At 67.2% G+C, this 18,089-nt stretch carries 18 protein-coding genes; 11 read left to right on the top strand and 7 right to left on the bottom strand.

Features of this window, described 5'->3' with window-relative positions; genetic code table 11:
- Positions 1-4: 4 nt before the first annotated feature.
- On the bottom strand, positions 5-1,042 hold the full coding sequence (locus B5X82_RS06995; protein WP_079647413.1) for a carbon-nitrogen hydrolase family protein: 1,038 nt from the start codon (positions 1,040-1,042) through the stop codon (positions 5-7).
- Positions 1,043-1,221: 179 nt separating this feature from the next.
- Here B5X82_RS06995 and B5X82_RS06990 point away from each other — a divergent pair, with 179 nt between their 5' ends.
- The 8 genes from B5X82_RS06990 (at position 1,222) to B5X82_RS06955 (ending at position 10,119) form a co-directional block, all read left to right on the top strand.
- Complete coding sequence (locus B5X82_RS06990) at positions 1,222-2,184, top strand: AraC-like ligand-binding domain-containing protein (protein ID WP_223811270.1); 963 nt, start codon at positions 1,222-1,224, stop codon at positions 2,182-2,184.
- 91 nt (positions 2,185-2,275) lie between these two features.
- Positions 2,276-2,749, top strand: coding sequence for an Lrp/AsnC family transcriptional regulator (locus B5X82_RS06985; protein ID WP_079647411.1), 474 nt, complete (start codon positions 2,276-2,278; stop codon positions 2,747-2,749).
- A gap of 236 nt (positions 2,750-2,985) precedes the next feature.
- Entirely contained in the window at positions 2,986-3,624 is a 639-nt protein-coding gene (locus B5X82_RS06980) for a YqaA family protein (RefSeq protein WP_079647410.1), read from the top strand.
- Between the two features lie 129 nt (positions 3,625-3,753).
- Entirely contained in the window at positions 3,754-4,674 is a 921-nt protein-coding gene (locus B5X82_RS06975; RefSeq protein WP_079647409.1) for a pirin family protein, read from the top strand.
- 15 nt (positions 4,675-4,689) lie between these two features.
- Positions 4,690-5,073, top strand: coding sequence for an OsmC family protein (locus B5X82_RS06970; protein WP_079647408.1), 384 nt, complete (start codon positions 4,690-4,692; stop codon positions 5,071-5,073).
- A 155-nt stretch (positions 5,074-5,228) separates the two neighbouring features.
- Positions 5,229-7,646 (top strand): TonB-dependent receptor, encoded by a 2,418-nt coding sequence (locus tag B5X82_RS06965; protein WP_139385039.1) that lies wholly within the window; start codon positions 5,229-5,231, stop codon positions 7,644-7,646.
- Between the two features lie 132 nt (positions 7,647-7,778).
- Positions 7,779-8,789, top strand: coding sequence for an AraC family transcriptional regulator (locus B5X82_RS06960; RefSeq protein ID WP_235862620.1), 1,011 nt, complete (start codon positions 7,779-7,781; stop codon positions 8,787-8,789).
- Between the two features lie 73 nt (positions 8,790-8,862).
- On the top strand, positions 8,863-10,119 hold the full coding sequence (locus B5X82_RS06955) for a bifunctional alpha/beta hydrolase/OsmC family protein (RefSeq protein WP_079647407.1): 1,257 nt from the start codon (positions 8,863-8,865) through the stop codon (positions 10,117-10,119).
- A gap of 24 nt (positions 10,120-10,143) precedes the next feature.
- On the opposite strand, the gene pcaD is transcribed toward B5X82_RS06955, so the two are convergent.
- The 4 genes from pcaD to B5X82_RS06935 all read right to left on the bottom strand — a co-directional run bounded on the left by pcaD (position 10,144) and on the right by B5X82_RS06935 (position 13,431).
- A complete protein-coding gene (pcaD, locus tag B5X82_RS06950) occupies positions 10,144-10,932 on the bottom strand; it encodes a 3-oxoadipate enol-lactonase (RefSeq protein ID WP_079647406.1) in 789 nt (262 codons plus the stop codon).
- 83 nt (positions 10,933-11,015) lie between these two features.
- Positions 11,016-11,948: a catechol 1,2-dioxygenase gene (catA, locus tag B5X82_RS06945; RefSeq protein WP_079647405.1), complete on the bottom strand. Its 933-nt coding sequence runs from the start codon at positions 11,946-11,948 to the stop codon at positions 11,016-11,018.
- Between the two features lie 29 nt (positions 11,949-11,977).
- Complete coding sequence (catC, locus tag B5X82_RS06940; protein WP_047168498.1) at positions 11,978-12,268, bottom strand: muconolactone Delta-isomerase; 291 nt, start codon at positions 12,266-12,268, stop codon at positions 11,978-11,980.
- Positions 12,268-13,431, bottom strand: coding sequence for a muconate/chloromuconate family cycloisomerase (locus B5X82_RS06935; protein ID WP_190282731.1), 1,164 nt, complete (start codon positions 13,429-13,431; stop codon positions 12,268-12,270). The genes catC and B5X82_RS06935 overlap by 1 nt, the downstream gene beginning before the upstream one ends.
- 102 nt (positions 13,432-13,533) lie before the next feature.
- On the opposite strand from B5X82_RS06935, the gene B5X82_RS06930 reads away from it, so the two are divergent.
- Positions 13,534-14,433, top strand: a complete 900-nt coding sequence (locus B5X82_RS06930; RefSeq protein ID WP_079647403.1) for a LysR family transcriptional regulator — start codon at positions 13,534-13,536, stop codon at positions 14,431-14,433.
- A 17-nt stretch (positions 14,434-14,450) separates the two neighbouring features.
- Here B5X82_RS06930 and B5X82_RS06925 read toward each other — a convergent pair whose 3' ends face one another.
- Both B5X82_RS06925 and B5X82_RS06920 read right to left on the bottom strand, forming a co-directional pair.
- Complete coding sequence (locus B5X82_RS06925) at positions 14,451-15,641, bottom strand: aromatic ring-hydroxylating oxygenase subunit alpha (RefSeq protein WP_079647402.1); 1,191 nt, start codon at positions 15,639-15,641, stop codon at positions 14,451-14,453.
- A complete protein-coding gene (locus B5X82_RS06920) occupies positions 15,638-15,994 on the bottom strand; it encodes a hypothetical protein (protein WP_079647401.1) in 357 nt (118 codons plus the stop codon). Before B5X82_RS06920 ends, B5X82_RS06925 begins: the two co-directional genes overlap by 4 nt.
- Before the next feature lie 243 nt (positions 15,995-16,237).
- Here B5X82_RS06920 and B5X82_RS06915 point away from each other — a divergent pair, with 243 nt between their 5' ends.
- Both B5X82_RS06915 and B5X82_RS06910 read left to right on the top strand, forming a co-directional pair.
- Positions 16,238-16,978 (top strand): aspartate/glutamate racemase family protein, encoded by a 741-nt coding sequence (locus tag B5X82_RS06915; RefSeq protein ID WP_079647400.1) that lies wholly within the window; start codon positions 16,238-16,240, stop codon positions 16,976-16,978.
- 31 nt (positions 16,979-17,009) lie between these two features.
- Complete coding sequence (locus B5X82_RS06910; protein ID WP_079647399.1) at positions 17,010-18,041, top strand: AraC family transcriptional regulator; 1,032 nt, start codon at positions 17,010-17,012, stop codon at positions 18,039-18,041.
- Positions 18,042-18,089: the final 48 nt, after the last annotated feature.

Here is an 18,089-nt window from a genome sequence, read left to right as displayed (position 1 = left end):
CGGTTTAGGAAGCGGCCGTCTCGCCGATATCCTCGAACGTGACTTGCGAGACGGGCGCATCCTGCGGCGTTCCGAAATCCCGGCCGAAATCCTGGCCGAAATGCTGGACCGGTCGGCTGCGGTGCGGGTTGAATAGCAGCCGGGCGACGTCGGGCCGCGAATAATGGCCGGTCGGGTCGGCCGCCGTCTTGGCATAGGCGATCATCGACAAGTCGATCTCGGCATAGAGCAGCCCGTCCTGGTCCTCGGGGATCGGATCGCACAGCGGCCGTCCATCGGGACCGAAGATCATCGCATGGCCGCCGCCCGGAGCGAGCAGCTCGCGCTTCGCGTCGCTGTCGCACATCAGCTCGATCATCTCGGGCGAGATGATCCCACAGGAGGCGATGACGAAGCATTGTCCCTCGACCGCGTACATCCGGCTCGCCGCCAGGTTGACCTCGGGGCCCAGCGCATAGGCCTTGCCCGGATAGAGCGAGAAGCTGGGCCAGGACGCGACATGGACCTGCTCGTCCTGCGCGTACATGGCGTAGCGGTTGAGCGGGTTGAGATGCTCCCAGCAGCACAGCGCACCGAGATTGCCGATCTCGGTCGGATGGACGGCGAGGTCGCTGCCGTCGCCTTCGCCGAAGATGGTCCGCTCGACATGGGTCGACTTGAGCTTGCGGCGCGGGGTGATCGTGCCGTCCGGGGCGATGATGAGCTGGGCGATGTAGAGGCTGCCGGCGGCGCGCTCGGAATAGCCCATGACGACGCGGATGCCGTTCTCCCGCGCGCAGGCGGCGAGCCGTTGCGCCTCGGGTCCGTCGGCGGTCATGCAGTTGGCGAAGTGACGGGTGACGAACTGCATCCCCCAGGCTGGCGAATCCAGCCATGCCCACCAAGGATAGCCGGGCAGCCAGCATTCGGGGAAGGCGATCAGCCGGGCGCCCTGCGCCGCCGCCTCGCGGATCAGGCCGATCGCCTTCTCCACCCCGGCCTCGAGATCGAGGAAGGCCGGGGCGGCCTGGACCGCGGCGACCTTGAACGGACCATCCGACATGCAATCTTCTCCCTGGAACACCCATTCCGCCGATCGGCGATGCCCGGAACATCCACGGTTGGATCGCGGCCGTCTTTGCTCCACGGGTCCCGGCCTTTGTCGCGAGCGGCATGGCCCCCAAATCGGCAATGCAATCGAGTTTGGAGTGATCTATGCTCCGGGTTCAGGGGGACGTTGCCATGTCCGAACATCTGCTGAGCACCGATACGGTCCGCGCGAAGGAACGATTACCCTATTGGTGCGACCTGGTGTGCGACACCTTCGTGGAGCTCGACTGCGAGAGCCGGGAATCCGACAGCTTTTCCGGCGAGCTACGCAACATCGCGTTCGGCGCGATCCAGATATCGATGGTGGAGTCGGTCGCGCAACGGGTCCGCCGCACGCGCAGCCGCATCGCCGGATCGACCCGTGACCATTTCCTGCTGAGCCTGCAACTGCGCGGCACCGGCGCGGTCTGCCAGGACAGCCGGGTCGCCAAGCTCTCGCCCGGCGACTTCGCGCTCTACGATTCAACCCGGCCCTATGAGCTGCGCTTCGACGACAGCTTCTCGCAGGTCGTCCTGCGGCTGCCGCGCGAGACGGTGACCGGGCGGCTGATCGACAGCCATATGCTGACCGCGCGGCGGATCGACGGGCAGCGCGGCGTCGGCCTGCTGGCGTCGAGCTTCATCCGCCAGCTCCACGAGCAGCGCGCGGACATCGACGATCTCAGCCTCGGCCGGCTCCAGGCCAATGCGGTCGACCTGATGGCGACCGCGCTCGCGGAGCAGACCGGCGGCCAGGCGCGGACCAACGAAGGGCAGGCGATCATCCGCCAGCGGGTCTGCGCCTTCATCGACCGCAACCTGGGTGACCATCGCCTGACCTGCGAGGGGATCGCCGCGGCGCACGGCATATCGCAGCGCTATCTGCGCAAGATCTTTGAATCCTCGTCGACGACGGTGTCCGACTGGATCTGGTCGCGTCGGCTCGAACAGGCCAAGGCGGATCTTGCCGATCCGCTGCTCGCCCATGTCTCGGTCACGGCGATCGGCTTCGATGTCGGCTTCAAGGATGCCGCTCATTTCAGCCGGGCCTTCCGCTCGCGCTTCGGCATGTCGCCGCGCGAATGGCGCAACAGCGCGGGACTGCGGCACAACTGACGAAAAATTCCGATCTTATGCGCGGATGAGGGAAATTCTTGCGCATAAGTCGCCTCCGAGAATATGGTTTTGCCATAATCGGAGGTGAGGCATGGCGGCGGAACTCGATGCGTTCGATCGCAAGATATTGGCGCTGCTCCAGGAGAATGCCGACCAGTCGACCGCAGAGATATCCGAGGCGGTCGGCCTGTCGCCGTCGCCTTGCTGGCGGCGCATCCAGCGGCTCCGCGAGGAAGGCTATATCAAGGCGCAGGTGGCGCTGGTCGACCGGCGCAAGATCGGGCTGAACACGCAGGTGTTCGCGCAGGTAAAGCTCAACGCGCACGGTCGGTCGCACCTGGAGGAGTTCAGCGATGCGATACGCGGCTTTCCCGAGGTGCTCGATTGCTATGTCACCATGGGGCCGACCGACTTCCTGCTGCGGATCGTCGCCGCCGACATCGACGCCTATGAGCGCTTCTTCTTCGACAAGCTGTCGCGCGTGCCGGGGGTGCAGGAGATCAACTCGATCGTCGCGCTGTCGGAGATCAAGTCGACCACCGAGCTGCCGTTGACCGCGGTCTGAGCACGACGGCCGACGGAGGTGATTGCGGTCCGGCCGCGTGCCCTCTAGAGCGTCGTACGCCTAATTTGACGCATCCGCGTCCGCTCACCCTGAGGAGGGACTGAGCCTTGGCGAAGGCCGTCTCGAAGGATTCTTCGAGACGGCATTTCGCCTTCGCTCAATGGCTCCTCAGGATGAGCGGTCCATATAAGCCGCACGATGCTCCAATCGGGGCGCGATCTTGCCGAGGGGACCCCATGCTGCGCCGCCTGTACGACTGGACGATGGCCAAGGCGGCGCACCGCCACGCCGAATGGTGGCTGGCCGCTTTCGCCTTCATGGAGGCGAGCTTCTTCCCGGTGCCGCCGCACCCGCTGCTGGGGCTGATGTGCCTGGCCGAGCCGAAGAAGGCGATCCGCTTCGCCGCCGTGGCGACACTCGCCTCCGTGGCGGGCGGGCTGCTCGGCTATGCGATCGGCCATTTCGCCTATGAGGCGTTTGGCGAGGCGCTGCTGCGCGCGCTGGGCCTCGCGGAGAGCTTCCCCAAGGCGGCCTGCTACCTGCGCGACTATGGCGCGGAGATCATCGTCGTGAAGGGCGCGACGCCGATCCCTTTCAAGCTGCTGACGATCACGGCGGGCTTCATCGGCATGAACCTGCTGGTATTCATCGGCGCCTCGATCATCTCGCGGTCGATCAGCTTCATGATCGTCGGCGTCCTGTTCCGTCTGTTCGGCCGGCCGATCAAGGCGGTGATCGACGCGCATCTCGGCAAGGTGACTGCCGCCTTCGCGGTGCTGGTGGTCGCGGGCTTCCTCGCCATCGCCCTGCTGGGCGGCGGGGCGAAGGAAACCAACGAGAAATGCGCGGGGGCGGTCGCCGTCAAGGCCGGCTGAGGCAAAGGCGCGCCCGCCGGGCTCTTGAACCTTGCGCCCGGTCGGCAAAGGATGCTTCCATCCGACCGGCTGCAGCCGGGCCGTTTCCCCTTCAAGGGGGCTGCGGCACTCCCATACAAGGAGACGAAGATGAGCATGCGCACGAGCGAGGTCGACGGCGTCGACATGGTGATCCTCCCCCCGGTTCGTGACCTGGGCGACGGCTTCCAGGTCCGCCGCGCGCTGCCGTCGGTGCATCGCCGGATGGTCGGCCCGTTCATCTTCTTCGACCAGATGGGCCCGGCAGCCTTCAGAGGCGGCGAGGGGCTCGACGTCCGCCCGCATCCGCATATCGGCCTGGCGACGATCACCTATCTGCTCGACGGCGAGATCATGCACCGCGACTCGGTCGGGTCGGTCCAGCCGATCCGTCCCGGCGAGGTGAACTGGATGACGGCCGGATCAGGCATCGTCCATTCGGAGCGGACCCCCGATGCGCTCCGCGCGACCGGTGGCAGCCTGTTCGGCCTGCAAACCTGGGTCGCGCTGCCGACCGACAAGGAAGAGATCGATCCTTCCTTTATCCACCACAAGGCCGGCGAGATTCCGACCACCGAGGCGGAGGGCACGACGCTGACCCTGATCGTCGGCACCTCGGACGGCCTCCGATCGCCGGTGAAGGCCCACTCGGACATCGTCTATGCCGACATCGTCCTGGCCGACGGCGCGCGCTACCAGCTCAAGGCCGAGCATGTCGAACGCGCGGTCTATGTCGTCGGCGGCGAGATCGAGGTGATCGGCCAGGCGGGCGGTTTCGCGACCGGCGAGCTGGTCGTGTTCAAACCGGGGGCGGAGATCGTCCTCAAGGCGAAAGGCGCGGCGCGGCTGATGCTGGTCGGCGGCGAACCCTTTCCGGAGGGACGCAACATCTACTGGAACTTCGTCTCCTCCTCGCGCGACCGCATCGAGCAGGCGAAGGAGGATTGGCGCGGGCAGCGCTTCGCCCCGGTGCCCGGCGAGCATGAGTTCATCCCGCTCCCCGAGGAACCCAAGCCCGTCCGCTATCCCTGAAAGAGAGGCCGCCGCATGACCCACGCCACCGCCACCATTGGCCGCGATCGCTATGCCACCCGGATCGACGCGAGCGGCCACGCCATCACCGCCGACGAGCCCGAGAAGCTGGGCGGCGCCAATGCGGGCCCCGCGCCCTACGACCTGCTGCTCGCCAGCCTGGGCGCCTGCACCGCGATCACGCTGCGCATGTATGCCGATCGCAAACAATGGCCGCTCGAATCGGTCGAGGTTTCGCTGCGCCTCACCGGCGGGCCCGACGAGCGTCGCATCATCCGGACGATCGCACCCAGGGGGCTCGACGCCGAACAGGCCGCCCGCCTCGCCGACATTGCCGAGCGGACCCCCGTCACGCTGACGCTCAAATCGGGCATCGCCATCGACACCAGCCTGGCCTGACCGGGCGCGGGAAGCGGCGGGTCCGTCGCAATTCGGCAGGAACGACACAGTCCATGCAGCATCTGAATATCAGCGGTCGCTGAGCCGTGGCGTGATGCGCCTCCGACGGGCCGGACGGGTAGAGCCCGCCGGCCGTTCAGGACGGAGGGGACCGCATGACGAATTCGACCGGAACCGCGCGCCGCATGGCGATCATCGCCACCTTGTGCGCCTCGATCGCCTTGCCGGTGACGGCGCAGGCACAGACGCAGACCGCCCAGCCCGGCGACGGGGCGTCCGAGGGGAACGCGGGCGCCGATCCGCTGATGAACGACATCGTCGTGACCGCGCGGCGGCGGACCGAGACGGCGCAGAGCGTTCCGCTCGCCATCTCCGCCTTCTCGGCGGAATCGATCGAGGCCCGCGGCATCCAGAAGATCGACGGCCTCGCCGGCTTCACCCCCAACATGACCTTCCAGAACAATCCCAGCTTCGGCGGGGCAGGGTCGTCGGCGGCCATCTATATCCGCGGCATCGGACAGAAGGAGTTCCTGCCGACCACCGAACCCGGCGTCGGCGTCTATGTCGACGGCGTCTATGTCGCCCGGTCGGTGGGGGCGCTGCTCGATCTGGTCGACATCGACCGGGTCGAGATATTGCGCGGGCCGCAGGGGACGCTGTTCGGCCGTAACACGATCGGCGGCGCGATCAGCATCACCACCCGCAAGCCGGGCGACCGGCCCTATGCCAATGTCCAGCTCACCACCGGCCGCTACAGCCGGATCGACGTGAAGGCGGTGGGCAATCTTCCGCTGACGGAGACGCTCTTCACCAAGCTCTCGGTGGCCTCGTTCAACCGCGACGGCTATGTCCGTCACCTGTCCGACGGCCGCAAGCTTGGCAATGTCGACACGCTGACCGGACGGCTCGACCTGCGCTGGCTGGCGGGCGACGGGCTGGAGATCAACCTGGCGGTGGAGGGGACGCGCGACCGGTCGAACGGGCCGGCGCTCGTCCTTGCCGGGGTCAATTACGGATCGGCGATCTTCAACCCCGGCCAGTTGCCGATGCTCCCGCCGGGCAGCCCGGCGACGCCCGGCGCCTATGTGCTGAACCCGCCGTTCGATGCCCCGACCGATAATTTCACCTTGCTCCACAATTATTTCGCCACGCTGCTGGGTGGCCAGCCCTGCCTGGGCTTCGCGCCTTACAGCCCACAGGGCAGCGCCGCCGCCTGCTTCGGCGACCGCTTCATCGTCGGACGGAAGGCCGATGCGGGAACCGGCGCGCAATATTCCAGGAACGACCTGTGGGGCACCCAGGCGATCGTCGACTGGGACGTGGGGCCGGTCCAGCTCAAGTCGATCACCGCCTATCGCGAGGTCAACGGAACATATGCCCGCGACGGCGATCATTCGCCCTTCACCATCCTGCATTTCGCCGACGTGCTGGAGCAGAAGCAGTTCAGCCAGGAGGTGCAACTGCTGGGCGCGACGGCGGACCGGTCGCTCAAATATGTCCTCGGCGCCTATTATTTCCGGGAAAAGGGCAACAACATCAACACGCTGGACTTCACCCCGGTGATGTTCCGCTCGGGCGGCCGCTTCGACACCGAAAGCTATGCCGCCTTCGGCCAGACGACCTGGTCACCGCTGTCGGTCGTCGATCTGACGGTCGGCCTGCGCTACACCCGGGATCGCAAATCCTTCCTGCCCGATCAGGAGATACTGGTCGACAAGACCGGCGGGGCGCTGATCGCGGCCAGCCCTAACACGCCGCAAACGCGGGTGCTGCCCTTCGCCACGGTGAAGCGCGTCGAGGAGGCGGTCACGCCCAGCGTCAACCTCGCCTGGAAGGCGGCCGACGACGTCCTCGCCTATGCGTCCTTCTCCAAGGGGTTCAAGAGCGGCGGCTTCGTGCAGCGCGTCTTCCCGGCGCAGGCGACGGTGCCCGAATTCGGCGCCGAGAAGGCGGAAGCCTATGAACTCGGCTTCAAGTCGCGCCTGTTCGACCGGCGACTGACGCTCAACGGCGCGATCTTCCTGACCCGCTATGACGACCTGCAGGTACAGGTCTTCACCGGGATCGCGCCGGTGACGAAGAACGCCGCGTCGGCCGAGATCCGGGGCGCGGAACTGGAAGGGCGCTTCTCGGCGGGTGACGGCTGGTTCCTCGAAGCCAGCCTCGGCTATCTCGATCCGAAGTTCACCAAGGTCGATCCAGCCGCGACCGAGATCACCCGCGCGTCGAAGTTCGAGCGGGTGTCGAAATGGACGCTCAGCGGATCGCTGTCCAAGCGCATCGGCCTGGCCAATGGCGGCAACATCGTCGGCCGGATCGACTGGTCCTATCGGTCGGGCGCCTTCATGGACGCGCTCAACTCGCCCCAGCTCTATCAGTCGGGCTACAGCCTGTTCAACGCGAACCTGACCTACAACCTGCCCGGCGATGCGATCTCGCTGTTCGCGGCGGTCAACAACCTGACCAGCAAGACCTATCTGCAGACCGGCGTCTACGGATCGTCCTTCGGGCTGTTCGAGCATATGTACGCCCGGCCGCGCGAATGGTCGGCTGGCGTCCGCTGGGCGCTGTGACGATGGCAGGACAGTGCGGGCGATGTCCCTTCCGCGCAGCATAGCGCGGCGGCGGCGCGGCTGCGACCGGCGGACGATTGACTCCCCGGGTGGCCGGACGGATCATCCCGGTCCGAAGGATCAGGAGGAACGGTGGCCGGCGATCCCACTCTCGGCATGCCCGCCGGTGCGGCACAGCGGCCTCGCGAGATGAGGGCCGGCTTTGCGGCGTTCGCGTCCGAGGACATCTTCGAGGTGCGCGAGCATATCGCGCAGACCTATTGCCCGCACGACCTGGCCGTGGCCCGGCGGGGCGATGCGCTCGACGCCTGGCTCAATCACCGGCGGCTCGCCAAGCTCGGCATCGGGGCGATGGCCTATGGGGCCGAGGTGGCGATCGAGCGGATCGAGGACCAGGACATGCTGCTCCTCATGCACCCGACCGCCGGCGCGGCCGAGATCGGCACGGCGGTGGAGACGATCGACAGCCATGCGCGGCGCGCCTCGGTGGTCGACACGGGCGAGCTGCGCCGGATGCGCTGGTCGGAGGATTGCGTGCAGCGGGTCGTGCAGATCAGCAACGCGGTGCTCGACCGTCATGCGACGATGATGATCGGCCGTCCGCTCAGCCGGAAGCTGCGCTTCGCCGCCGATATGCCGGTCGGCGCGGGGGACGCCGACTGGTGGCATTACGCATCGCTCCTCTGCCTGGAGGTTTCGGCCGAGGCCCAGGGGCAGGCGGTGATCGACAGCCTCGAAACGCTGTTGATCCTCAAGCTGCTCGAAAGCCACCCCAGCAACTATTCCGACCAGCTCCGGCCGCAGCGGTGCAAGATCGCGCCTCAGCATGTCCGCAAGGTCGAGCAATATATCATCGCCCATGCCGATCGTCCGATCACCCTGGAGCAGCTCGTCGAGGTGAGCGGCGTCAGCGCGCGGGCGCTGTTCGACGGTTTCCGACGCTTCCGGGGCACGTCACCGATGGTATTCCTCAAGTCGGTCCGCCTCGAACGCGCGCGCGACGACCTGCGCAACGCGCTGCCGGGGGAAACGGTGACGGAGATCGCCTGCCGCTGGGGCTTCTACCAGTTCGGGCGCTTCGCCGCCCAATATCGCCGGCTGTTTGGGGAACTCCCATCGGAGACGCTGCGCAAGCTCAACTGAGGGCCGCCCCGGTTACGCCGGCGGACGAATCGGCTATCCAGGGGCATCCCCCCTGTTTCGATGGAGACCCGCCGTGCCAACCGAGACCTTCGACTTCGCCGGTGGCGGCGAGCATCGCCTAGCCGGCCGGCTCGAACGGCCCGAGGGGACCGCGCGGGGCTGGGCGATCTTCGCTCATTGCTTCACCTGCGGGAAGGACCAGCGGGTGGCGGTGCGGATCGCGCGGGCGCTCGCGGCGCAGGGGATCGGCACGCTGCGCTTCGACTTCGCCGGGATCGGCGGCAGCGAAGGATCGCTGGCTAAGAGCAGCTTCGCCGCCGACCGCCGCGACCTGATCGCCGCCGCCGAGGCGATGGCGGCGGCGGGCCATGCGCCGTCGTTGCTCGTCGGCCACAGCTTCGGCGGTGCCGCCGCGCTCGCCGCCGCCGGGGACATGCCGTCGATCAAGGCGGTGGCGACGATCGCCGCGCCGTTCGACGTCGCGCACGTCCTGCGCCATTTCGATCCGGCCGCGGTCGAGACGATCGAGCGCGAGGGCGAGGCCGAGGTCGTGCTGGCCGGCCGGACCTTCCGCATCGGCAAGGCCTTCGTCGACGACCTGCGCCGGCACGACCAGGGCGCCCGGATCGAGGCGCTGCACCGGCCGCTGATGATCCTCCACGCGCCGTTTGACGAAGTGGTCGACATCGAGAATGCGACCCGCATCTTCCTCGCCGCGCGCCACCCCAAGAGCTTCGTCTCGCTCGACAGGGCCGATCACCTGCTGACCGGTGCGGGGCAGGCCGAGCAGGTCGCGGCGCTGGTCGCCGCCTGGGCCGCACCCTATCTGCCGCGCCCCGAGCCGACCCGCGACGAAGGGGAGGCCGACGTCGTTGCCGAAGAGACCGGCGCCGGCCGTTTCCAGGTCGCGATCCAGGCGGGCGGCATCCGCTTCCTGGCCGACGAGCCGGCGGCGGTCGGCGGGTTGGGATCGGGGCCTACGCCCTACGATCTGCTGTCGGCGGGGCTCGCCGCCTGCACGACGATGACGCTGCGGATGTATGCCGACCAGAAGGGTTGGGAGATCGGCCGCATCCGCACCGCGGTCGGCCACGCCAAGCGCAAGGGCGAGGTGCCGGCCGACCTGTTCACACGGCGGATCGACTTCGGCGGCGAGGTCGACGCGGAGCGGCGGGCGCGGCTGCTGGAGATCGCCGATCGCTGCCCGGTGCATCGCACCCTCGAGGCGAGCGCGCGGGTCGAGACAAGCCTCGGCGGGCCGCCCGCCGCGGCCGAGCCGATCGGGGCGCATATGACCGCGGTCGAGGGGCTGGTGGAAAGCGCCGGCTGACGATCAGCCGCCCCCAGCAATGGGTCAGGCCAGGAAGTCCAGCAGGGCCGCCGCGAATTTCTCCGGCTGTTCGATATTGGACAGGTGGGCGGCGTCGAAGGTCACGCTCTTGGCGCCCGGGATCGCGGCGACGATCTCCTCGCCCTGGGCGGGCGGGGTGGCGGGGTCGCGGCCGCCGATGATCACCAGCACCGGCGTGCGGATCAGGCCGATGACGGGGCGCAGGTCCATGTCGCGGATCGCGGCGCAGCAGCCGGCATAGCCGCCGGGGCTGGTGGCGAGCAGCCAGGCCTCGACCGTCGTCTGGACCTCGGGCGATGCCGGCAGGAATTCGGGGGTGAACCAGCGTTCGAGCACCGCCGAGGCGATCGCCCCCATGCCCTTGTCGAGCACCACGCCGATCCGCGCCTGCCAGCCCGAGGGCGGGCCCATATAGGCAGCGGTGTTGGCGAGGACGATGCGCCGGAAGCGATCCGGCGCGTGGACACCCAGCCACTGGCCAGTCATGCCGCCGAGCGACAGGCCGCAATAATCGACCGTCTCCAAACCCAGCGCGTCGAGCAGTTCGACCGCGTCCCGGCCGAGCCGGTCGAGGCTGTAGCCGCCGGCCGGCGCATCCGAAGCGCCGTGACCGCGCTGATCGTAGCGCAGCACGCGGAACCGTTCGGTCAGCGCGGGAAGCTGCGGCAGCCACATGTCCATTGTGGTGCCGAGCGAGTTGGAGAGCATCAGCACGGGGGCGTCCGCAGGCCCGTCGAGCCGCCAGGCGATGCGGCAGCCATCGCCAACACTGGCGAATCCCTGGTCGGTCATGGTCGTTTCACTCTTCGCGAAAATGCCGCGGGCGGGTCGATGAGGACCCGCCCGCAAAGGTGATGAGAGGTCGGTCCCGGTCGTCAGGCGCCGGCGGGCGCCGGAGCCCGGTTGCGGGCCATGACTTCGGTGTCGGCCGCGTCGGCCGCCTTCTGCAGAGTGAAGTCGAAATCGATCTGGCTGAACGGCCCGTTGAGCTGCTCGGCGCGGATCTGCTCCGGGTCCTCCTGGCGGACGACTTCGGGGATGAGGTCGTTGTGGGTCGCGAAGGCGAAGTCGTCGTGCAGATAGGGGTCGCCGTCGATGTTGATCTGCGTCGTCAGATGGCGATAGCCCGGCGCCGACACGAAGAAGTGGATGTGCGCCGGGCGGTTGCCGTGGCGGCCGACCGACTGGAGCAGGCGATCGGTGCTGCCCTGCGGCGGAACCGAATAGCCCGAGGGGACGACGCTGCGGAACACATAGCTGCCGTCGGCTGCGGTCTCGATGCGGCGGCGGTTGTTATAGGGCTTCTGCGACGGGTCGAAGCCCGAATAGCCGCCCTTGGTGTTGGCGTGCCAGACGTCGACGATCGCGCCGGCAATCGGCTTGCCGTCGAGGTCCTTCACGGTGCCGCGCATGATCAGCACCTCGCCGGTGTCCTCGCCGTCGTCGAGGCGGGCGCGGCCCTTCTCGATCGGCGCGCCGGGGATGTAGAGCGGGCCCTCGATGGTGCGCGGGGTGCCGCCGGTGGTGCCGGCCTTCTTGTCGGCGATGTCCATGCGGACGTCGAGGAAATGGTCGAAGCCGAGGCCCGGCGCGATCAGCCCGAACTCGGGCGCGCCCTGCTGCATGAAGTGCAGCGCTGCCCAGAATTCCTCGGCGCTCACGTCGAAATCGTCGATGGTGGTGAACAGGTCCGACACGATGCGGCGGAGAATCTGCTTCATGCGCTGATCGCCGCCGGGCTGGTCGAGACCGGAAATGCGATCGAGATAGGCTTGGATTTCAGGGCTTTGCACCAGTTCGGATGCCATCACGTCTCTCCTTGGGAAATGAATGTCGTTCAGCGGTCGTCGTCATGGATGGACGAGGGATGCCGACAGAGCGGAATGACCTCGATGTCCATGAACGGGTACAGGGGAAGCCCCATGAGCAGGTCGTGGAGCGCCGCGTTGCTCTCCACGTCGAAGATGCTGGTGTTCGAATATTGGCCGACATGGCGCCAGATGTGGCGCCATTTGCCCGCCTTCTGGAGTTCCTGGAAATAGGCCTTCTCGCGCGCCTTGATCTCGTCGAACTCGGCGGCGGGGATATGGGTCGGCACGTTGACGTGCATATGGACCTGAAAGAGCATCAGGCGGACTCCTTGAGCGGCTGGCCGACGACGGTGCGGCTGGGCCCGTCGCGGCGGAAATGGTGGACCTTGTCCATGTCGAGCGCAACGCCGAGGCCCGGTCCGGTGGGAAGATCGAGGCCGAATTCGCGGAAAGCGAGGGGCTCGGTCAGGATCTCCTCGGTCTGGAGCAGCGGACCGAACAGCTCGGTGCCCCATTCGAGCTTGGCGAAGGTTGCGTAGAGATGGGCGCAGGCGATGGTGCCGACGCTGCCTTCGAGCATCGTGCCGCCATAGACGCCGATATGCCCGGCCTCGGCGATCGCCGCGAGCTGCCCGCCAGCGAACAGGCCACCGGCCTGGGGCGGCTTGATCGAGAAGGCGTCGGCGCCCCGATTGCGCGCGAAATCGAGCGCGTCGGACGGGCCGCGCAGCGCCTCGTCGGCCATGATCGCGATCGGCGAATAGGCGGTCAGCCGGCGCATCCCCTCGCGGTCGGCGCGGGGCAGCGGCTGCTCGATCAGGTCGACCCCGGCGTCGGCGAGCATATGGGCGCCGCGGCGCGCGGTCGGCTCGTCCCAGGCCTGGTTGACGTCGACCCGGACCGAGGCGCGGTCGCCCATCGCCCGCTTGATAGCGGCGACATGAGCGACATCGTCGGCCAGGGCGCGCTTGCCGATCTTGAGCTTGAAGACGTCGTGGCGGCGCTGCGCCAGCATCTCCTCGGCTTCCTCGATGTCGCGGCCGGTGTCGCCGCTGGCGAGCGTCCACAGCACCGGCAGGCGATCGCGCAGCCGGCCACCGAGCAATTCGCTGAGCGGCACGCCGGCGCGTTGCGCCTCGGCGTCGAGCAGCGCGGTCTCCACCGCGTTCTTCGCGAAATGATTGCCGACGACATATTGGCGGACCAGCGTCATCAGCGATGCGGTGTTCGTCGCCTCGCGACCGATCAGCAGGGGCGCCATATAGTCGTCGATCGTCAGCTTCATGCCCTCGGGACTCTCGTCCCCATAGCTGAGCCCGCCGATCGTCGTGCCTTCGCCCGTCCCGACGATTCCGTCGGAGCAATGGACGCGCACGATCACCATGACCTGCTTGTTGATCGCGATCATGGACAGGACATGCGGCCGAATCGTCGGTATATCGACGATCCAGGTATCAATCTTCTCGACCTTGAAGGGCATGCTCTCTCTTATGGTTCGCTTCAAATGCAGTGAGTTCCTAGGTCGGTCCTATGCGATAGCACAGGACTGTTTCGGTCCGGTTTGATACTCGTCAAGTATCATATGGAACTGCGCCACCTTCGCTACTTTGTCGCCGTCGCCAACGAGCGCAATTTCACGCGCGCGGCGGAGGTGCTCAACATCGCCCAGCCGCCGCTGAGCCGCCAGATCCGCCAGCTCGAGGAGGAGGTGGCGGCCGAGCTGTTCGACCGCGACGCCCGCCCGCTGCGGCTGACCGAGGCGGGGCGGCTGCTCTACGAGCATGCCGTCCACGTCCTCGCCGGGGTCGATCAACTTCGCGGCATGATGCGCGACCATGCCGGCAAGGGACGGCGGCGCTTCGTCATCGGCTTCGTCGGGTCGACCCTGTTCGGGCTGCTGCCCGAGGTGATCCGCCGCTTTCGCGCCACCGCCGACCATGTCGAGGTGTCGGTGATCGAATGCTCGACGGTCGAGCAGATCGCCGCGCTCAAGGAAGGGCGGATCGACGTCGGCTTCGGCCGCCTGCGCTTCGAGGACGCGGCGATCCGCCGGATCGTGCTGATGGAGGAGCCGCTCGTCGCGGTGGTGCCGGTCGATCATCCGCTGACCCAGGTGGGCCGCCCGCTCCACCTCGCCGAGCTGATGGAGGAGCCGCTGATCATCTATCCGCGGCCGGCGCGGCCGAGCTACGCCGACCAGATATTGAGCATCTTCCATGACCTCGGCCTCCAGCCCGAAATGGTGCAGGAGGTGCGCGAGCTGCAGACCGCGATCGGCCTGGTCGCGGCCCATACCGGGCTTTCGATCGTCCCCGAATCGGTGCAGCGGCTGAAGCGGGACGACGTCGCCTATCTGCCGATCGCCGAGAAGGCGGCCCATTCCCCGATCATGATGATCCACCGCGCCGGCGACATCTCGGCCGAGCTCGTCCGGCTCATCGAGATAAGCTGCGAGCTGCACGCGAGCCACAGGGAGGGGTAGGCCGGCGCGGCCGCCGGTCAGGCGAGGCCGCGCACGCAGCGATCGACGCCGTTGCTCAGGTGACGGGCGAGCATCTCCTCGTCCTGGAAGAAGATGTGCTGCTTGGCGCCCGACTTGAGCTGCGCGCAGATCAGCTCGTGGGTGAAGCAGTCCTCCATCATCGGGTCGCGCAGGCCGACCTTCGAATATTCGCGGGCGAACAGCTCGCCGGCGGTCTTCACCGGCGGATAATAGCCCTTGATCTCCCACACGCTGCGATCGACCGCCTGCGGCCAGATGTTGAAGGTGAAGAACAGCCCGTTGAGCAGCCCCACGAAGAAGTTCGGGAAGATGTGCCAGAAATCGAACGAGCCGCGGAAGCGATAGCCCTCGCCATTGCCGTCGAGCTTGGCGCCGAACGCCTGGACCGTGCCCGTCCCGAAGCGGCTGGCGAGCATCGCGGTCGGCGGAGGGGTGAAGCTGTCGGGCGGCGGCGAGCCGAGCACGCCGTGCAGCCCGTGCAACTCGATCGCAGCATGGCGATACTGGTTGCCGTCGACCTTCACCGCGCGGGCCAGCGTCTTTTCGTGGAGATAGGGCAGGTGCCAGCCTTCGAGCTGGGCCTCCTGCAGCGTCTTCCAGTTCACATTCTCGTCGATGCGGTAGGAGAAGGCCGGGGTAAAGCCCTCGAAGTCGAACCGGCCGACCTCCTCGGCGACGGGGCCGAGATAGTCGAGCAGCGTCTCCTCGGGCTCGGCTGCCATGTTGACGAAGACGAAACCCTTCCACACCGCGCAATGGACCGGAGTCAGGCCGTTCTCTTCGGCCTTCACGCCGGGGAAGTTGGCGGCGTCGCTGATCTGCACCAGCTTGCCGGTGGTGTCGTAGACCCAGCCGTGGAAGCGACAGGCGAGATAGCCCTTGCACGAGCCCTGCGCATCCCACGCAACCGGCGCACCGCGGTGCGAGCACATGTTGTGGAAGGCGCGATACTGGCCGTCCTTGCCGTGGATCACCAGCAGCGAGGTGTCGAGGATCTTGAGGTCCGCGACGAAATAGTCGCCCGGCTTCGGCGCCTGAAGGATATGGCCGACATTCAGCCACTTGCGGCGGAATATCCGCTCGCGTTCGAGGTTGAAATAGTCGGGCGAGGTGTAGCGCTCGACCGGGATCGGATCGCGACCTTCCTCGGGATAGCGCTCCATGAAGCGGCAGGGCCGGGTGCTCATGCGCGGCCTCCCATGCCGGCGAGCGGCCAGGCGTCGTGGGTCGGCACGAAGCGGGCGATCGGGAAGACATATTTGGGGCGCGGATCGCCGTACATCTCGATTGTCGCCGAGCATTCGGCGAGGGCGAGGCACATGTCGAGCAGCCGCCGGTCGGCGCCGCCGATCGCCGAAAGCTCGAATGGTGCGAGATATTCGAGCGCGGCGGGCCCGCGCTCGATCATCCGGTCGTAGAAGGCCTGGCTCTCCTCCAGCGAGGCCGACCAGCGCTTGTCGTTGCGTTCGAGTTCGGTCGGCTTGGCCCAGTCGATGAAGGGCAGCAGATCCTCGAATCCCGGGGGCAGCATTTCGGCCATCGCAACCTCTCTTCTCCCTGTTCGCACGAAGCCTGCGTTGCCGGGGGAGGCTGCGGCTATCCTCCCTGCGCAGGCACTGGCCGCTCACTGCGGAATATGGCGGCGGTCCCGCAGACGCGGCTTGTCGTGGCGATGGCCGCTGATAAGCCCGATTCTGACAAAGATATTTTCAGGGTTGGGCGTCGTGACGAGATGATGGGCATCGCGACCGGCGAGGCCCGGCCCCGAGGAGGGATGGGCCGAATGAACAAGCGGATCAGGATGATCGTGCCCGTGCCGGTGCCCGAGGCGGCGCTGGCGAGCTTCGCGAGGCAAATACCCGCGCATCTGGTGCGGCCCGACATATCGGTCGAGTTCACCTGTGCGGCGCGCGGCGGGGCGACGCTCGATTCCCCTTATGAAGGCGTGATCGCCGACGCCTTCTGCCTGGAGGCAGGGGCGCGGGCGGAGGCCGAGGGCTTCGACGCGGTATGCATCAATTCGATGAGCGATTCCGGCGTCACCGCGCTGCGGTCGCGGCTGTCGATCCCGGTGGTGGGCACGGCGCAGGCGACCTACCTGCTCGCCTGCCAGCTCGGCCGCCGCTTCTCGATCATCAGCATGTGGGACCGTTGGCGCTGGCTGTACGAGAAGGTGCTGGCCGAGCAGGGGCTGGAGGATCGGCTCGCCTCGATCCGCTCGATCGGCGTGCGCCCCGACACGGCGGAGCTGCTGGCCGGCAAGGAGGACAGCGTCTTTCCGCTGCTGCTCGATGCGGCGCGAGCGGCGATCGAGCAGGACGGCGCCGACCTGCTGATTCTCGGATCGACCACCATGCACCAGTCGCACGCCTTCCTGGCGGAGCGCCTTTCCGTACCGGTTCTCAATCCGGGCTTGGTGGCGTTCAAGAGTTGTGAAATGCTGCTCGACTTGGGTCTCGCGCACAGCAAGCGTCGGTATCCGGATCCGGAACGGACGGCCGACGGGATCTTCGACGGCCGATAAGAGGATCTAACCGGAACGTGGAGGTTAGGTTATGATGATCACCAACCTGGATGCGCCCCGCGACTGGGACGGGACCGGCATGCCGCTATCGCGGCTCGCTCGGCTCGTGACCACGGACATCGACGAGGTCCATGACCATATGAGCCGGATGTTCTGCCCGCACGATCTGCGGATCGAGGGCGGAAATCCGCCGATCGCGTTCCGTCACCACCAGGCGTCGCTCAAGTCGGTGACGTTCAACGCCACCGACTACGGCAACCCCTATGGCCGGGTCGTCGTCAACATCCCGCCCGCCAACGCGCTCTACCTCGTGCAGTTCTCCCTGTCGGGCGTTGCCCAGATCGCGCAGGAGCAGGGCACGATCGAGCTGTCACCGGGACAGATGTGCGTGCTCGATCCCGACGTGCAGGTGAAGCAGACCTTCGGCGAGGGCTACAAGCATTTCACCGTCAAGATGTCCAAATGCGGGCTCGAGTCGGTGCTGGCGCAGGAACTCGGCTTCCGCCCGCGCGCATTGCACTTTTCTGCCCAGCCGGTTCGTCTCCAGGGGCCGGCGGCGGCCTTCGCCCATCTCGTCCGCACCATCTGCGACGACCTCGACTCGGGGATCGCCGGCTTCACCCATGCGCGCGCCTGCGGCACGGTGGAGGAGGCGTTGCAGCGGCTGCTGCTGGCGGCGGTGCCGCACAATTATTCGGAGCTGTTCGATGCGCCGCCGTCGAGCCCGGCGCCCTATTATGTCCGCCGGGTCGAGGATTACATCCGCGAGCATTCGCGCGATCCGATCTCGCTCGAAGAGATGATCGCGGTGTCGGGCGTCAGCGCCCGGTCGCTCCATGCCGGCTTCCGTCGCTTCCGCGACACGACGCCGATGGTCTATCTGAAGAACCACCGGCTCGATCTGGCGCATCGCCAGCTCAAGGTGGCGGCCGACGAAGGTCTGTCGGTGACCGAGGTCGCGCTCGCCTGCGGCTTCACCCATCTCTCGAAATTCGCGCGGGACTATCTCGACCGCTTCGGCGAGCGCCCTTCGGCGACGCTCAAGCGGATGAATGCGCACTAAGCCTCCCGGCCCGTCATCCCGGCGGAGGCCGGGATGACGGGAGAGAGG

It is taken from the genome of Rhizorhabdus histidinilytica, assembly GCF_900167915.1.
Lineage (GTDB): Bacteria > Pseudomonadota > Alphaproteobacteria > Sphingomonadales > Sphingomonadaceae > Rhizorhabdus > Rhizorhabdus histidinilytica.
The sequence above is the reverse complement of the archived record's forward strand: the minus strand, read 5'-3'. Positions and strand labels throughout refer to the sequence as shown.